This window comes from Oleiphilus sp. HI0132, assembly GCF_001635845.1.
The window spans coordinates 1-3,170 of sequence record NZ_LWGJ01001124.1 but is presented as its reverse complement, the minus strand read 5'-3'; the positions used below and the strand labels follow the sequence as shown (position 1 = coordinate 3,170).

The window sequence follows — 3,170 nt, the reverse complement described above, 5'->3', positions numbered from 1 at the left end:
GTATATTATTACGCCGTGGGCTGCCCGACGTTTCTTAACCGTCACCCACGAAGAACATAAAGAAATTTGGCTACAAACCTACTACAGAAGTTTGTTCAAGCGCCTCAGCCAAAGTAGGAAGTGGCGAAAAGTATTCTATCTGGGTGTGTTGGTCTGTTTGCTCGCTTCGTTACTGCAACCAAGTTGGCAATTTATTCGCTCGCAGGGCGTTGGTGGAGAACTATCGCCTATGGGCGTCAATTTAGTGTTTCTACCTAAAGATGATAAGAACACCTTTTTGGTGACATTTAAATTACCGGATGACACGCCCCTTGAGGAAACAGATCGCTTGGTGAGAGAGGTTGCGGGGGTTGTCCTTTCGCACGATGAAGTGGCGAATACACAAACCTTTGTAGGCGGCCCCTCCGTTATCGATTTCAATGGTCAAATAAAGGGAAGTGCAAATAACGTCGGCTCGCAGTATGCAGAAATGAGGGTTAATCTGAGTCATAAATGGACGCGCGACGATACTTCGATAGAGATTGTGCAGCAATTGCGTTTAGCACTTGCCGATATCATTGGTAATCACCCTGAGGCTACGGTTCAGTTATTAGAAGACCCTCCTGGGCCACCGATAAGAGCGACGGTTCTCGCTGAAATATACGAACAAGATAACGAGAAACGAGAGGCAACGGCCAAAGAATTAGAGACGCTGTTTAAAGATACCTGGGATATGGCTGAAGTGTGGACGAGCAATTCCACGCCTATTCAGGAATATAACTTCAAGATCGATCAACGCAGGGTTTTACTGGCCGGTTTAGATGTGCAGCAAGTTGCTGCTGCATTAAGCTTTTTTGTGCAAGGAGATATCGTGAATCACTTGTATGAGCAAGAAGCGAGAAATCCTATACCGATTAGGCTTGTCGTGCCTCATAACCAGCGCATTGTGCCGGAGATACTGGCTCAGACCTTTGTGAAAAATAAAGAAGGGGCATCCATCCCCTTATCGACGGTGATTGATATTGTTCCGAATGAGAAAGCGACACCTATTTTCCATAAGGATAATGAGCGAGTTTCTTATGTGGGAGGAGAGCTGGTAGATAGTGCACCTGTGTATGCAGTGCTCGATTTGGAAAAGAGAATCGAAGTATTACAAGTCGATAGAGAAACTAAAATTACGACGCGAAATCTGGGCTTTGTGCCTGATTCACCCACTACTTTGGATGACACTGTCATTCATTGGGATGGTGAATTGAGGCTGACACTGGATGTGTTTAGAGATTTGGGAATTGCGCTGGCGATGTCACTGCTTGCTATCTACTTTCTCTTAGTTGCTTACTATCAATCCTTTAGTTTGCCATTGCTTGTCATGGTATCTATTCCATTAGGTTTGATTGGTGTATTTCCGGGCCATTGGTTGCTCGATCAAGACTTTACCGCACCATCAATGATTGGTGTTATTGCTCTTGCGGGCGTTGCTGTTAGGAATTCTTTGCTGATCGTTGATTTTATCAGGGAGAGAATAGCCGAAGGCATGTCGCCAGAAGAGGCTATCTCAGATGCGGGCGCATTAAGAATTATTCCCATAACCTTAACCACCTTGGCCATTGTCTTTGGAACACTGGTAATCATCCCTGATCCCGTGATGGGAGGACTGGCTGTCTCCTTGATTTTTGGATCCATCAGCTCGGCGATTTTAACCGTGCTTGTTGTGCCGCTATTGTATGGGCGAAAAAACAAATACTGAATATAGTATGGCCCGATTTTTTCAATGAGCTGGAATTGAAAAATAATTATGTAGAGAGTTGATTATGAATAATCGACTTAAAAGTGCAGTGGCGCTAGATTTTGTTTGCGCTCAGCAATTGAAGTCTTATTTCTCTTAAAATAGCTAATGCGATAATAGGAAGTTTCTGGATAGTTTTGTGTCTGCTCTTCTCACATTCCCGATGTAACTGATCAGGTCAATATTGGCCTGAATATCCAAACTTTATTGTCGATGCCGAGAGTCCGACTTGCGGACATTTAGGCCTTAGTGAGCTCGTTAGTTTAAGTACAGCCTATATTCTAAGCTGTAAGGCCAAGTTCGAGCCGATACATCTTAGGCGTAGCTTATTAAAGTTTTGCCCTCATCTAGTTCTAGGTGAGGGGTATGGTTAAAACCCGACAGCACCATTCGGTCCCGCTTAATATCGAAACTAGCGTAGCTTGCGTTTTTAATCTGAAAGTTAATATCAATCATCTGCTCTACGCTTAGTCCCATCACTTTTCTTATCGCCATCGAAATTGCGCCACCTGAGCTGACTAACATAACGGTATCATCACGATCCGCTTGCTGTCGAATTGCCTCTAAGCCAGTTTCAATTCTGTACTCAAAGTCGCTCCAAGATTCATCTACCAGACCTACTAGGTCGTTATTCGCCCAGGCAAACATAGCTTTTTTCAATAACTTGAAAAAGGTGGCCGGGTTGGAGTCTCTACTTAAGTTAAACGCCTGGTCGCTATTAAGTGACAAATAAGCTTTTATCAATCCCTTAAAGTCGAATTCATTCCAGCGCGGATCAGTTTCGATAGCTTGATTATATTGCAATGAGCGAGTGATCGCGTCAGCGGTTTCAATATGCCTTTTTAAGCTGCCGCAAATAACTCGACTGGGCTTGATAGAAGTGCTGTCAAAATATTCACCTAGTAAATGGGCTTGTTTGTGGCCGAGATCAGAAAGCTGGTCATAGTCTTGCTTTCCTAAAGAGGCTTGTGCGTGCCGTGTAAGTATCAGTGTTGCCATTTAATCGCTCTAAGCATGGATAAATATTAGTTGGCAAAGTCTATGGAAGTAAGCAGTATTCAGCAAGTTTATTCAATTGATGGCAGTGCATTAGCTTGGATTATAGTTCGTGCGCTGAACAGTGTCTCCTTTAGTATGAGAGCCTGTTAACACCTTAAAAGACTCGTAAGAAAATCCACATATATAAACAAAGAATAAGTTTGATGCAGGTTAGGGGTAACGGTAATAAAAATACTTTTAAAATGTAAGGAAAGGTAATCTGGTACTAGATATAACTTTAGGTGAGCTACTTAAAAAATTGAATTACGAAGTAAAAATAGTTTAATCGATAAAATAACAGGAAGTACCATAATGTTACTGATTATTAAGTGGTTATTTCCATTTCGCCTATTATGAATAATGGGTA

At 42.5% G+C, this 3,170-nt stretch carries 2 protein-coding genes; one reads left to right on the top strand and one right to left on the bottom strand.

Features of this window, described 5'->3' with window-relative positions; all coding sequences use genetic code 11:
- A partial coding sequence (locus A3766_RS15085) for an efflux RND transporter permease subunit (RefSeq protein WP_197479586.1) occupies positions 1-1,726 on the top strand: 1,726 nt, incomplete at its 5' end.
- Positions 1,727-2,080: 354 nt separating this feature from the next.
- Here the strand turns inward: A3766_RS15085 and A3766_RS15080 are convergent.
- Positions 2,081-2,764 (bottom strand): histidine phosphatase family protein, encoded by a 684-nt coding sequence (locus A3766_RS15080; protein WP_068507539.1) that lies wholly within the window; start codon positions 2,762-2,764, stop codon positions 2,081-2,083.
- Between the last annotated feature and the right edge of the window lie 406 nt (positions 2,765-3,170).

Coding starts and splice junctions, on each gene's coding strand:
- A3766_RS15080 (WP_068507539.1), bottom strand. CDS start 2,764: ATGGCAACACTGATACTTACACGGCACGCACAAGCCTCTTTAGGAAAG.